This window comes from Oleiphilus sp. HI0079, assembly GCF_001635105.1.
Genome location: NZ_LWFT01000916.1, coordinates 1 through 644, shown reverse-complemented (window position 1 = coordinate 644; position 644 = coordinate 1). Strand labels below are relative to the sequence as shown.

Sequence of the window (644 nt, the reverse complement as noted above, 5' to 3'; positions counted from 1 at the left end):
AACCGAGTTTGATGGAATCTTAATTGCGCAGCACTTTCATTGTCGCCCCAATGATGCACAACAATGCGGCTGACATTTGCGTAAGGCACATCAATGTTCCATAAGCGCTTATTTGGCATTCCTAACACATGCACAAGTATGGCTCGAATCACGCCTCCATGGCAGACTAGTAAACGATGCTGATCCCGGCTAGAGGCGAGCAAAAGCTCCCAAGCCTGGTGCACTCGCTCAACAAAGTCCGTCAGGCGCTCGCCATTCGGGGGCGTATGATTATCCGGATCCTGCCAATAACGTTTTAACGCTTCAGGCTCTCTCTCCATCAACTCAGCCGTCGTCAAACCTTCCCAATCGCCAAAACCAATTTCGCGAAACTGCTCATCAATCTTTAAAGGCACACCATGTCGACCTGCTAATTCCTCAGCAAAAAATCGACAGCGTTTTAGCGGCGAGGCAATAATACTCTGCCATGGATTATGATCCGCAACAGACGCGCGCATTTGTTGCCATCCAAGCTCGGACAAGGGGTCATCTTGTGCCCCTCTAAGGCGCTGCCCACCAACCGGCTCTCCATGACGAATTAGGTCAATAATCGTTTCGTTCATTTTTACCATCTGAATAATATTGGTTTCTCGGTTTTTAATAGC

1 protein-coding gene is annotated in these 644 nt (G+C 48.6%); it reads right to left on the bottom strand.

The genetic code is table 11. The annotated features are described in order from the left end of the window. Positions 1 to 602, bottom strand: a 602-nt coding sequence (gene cobC / locus A3750_RS16895; protein WP_156498671.1) for an alpha-ribazole phosphatase, incomplete at its 3' end; no start/stop codon positions are given. Positions 603 to 644: the final 42 nt, after the last annotated feature.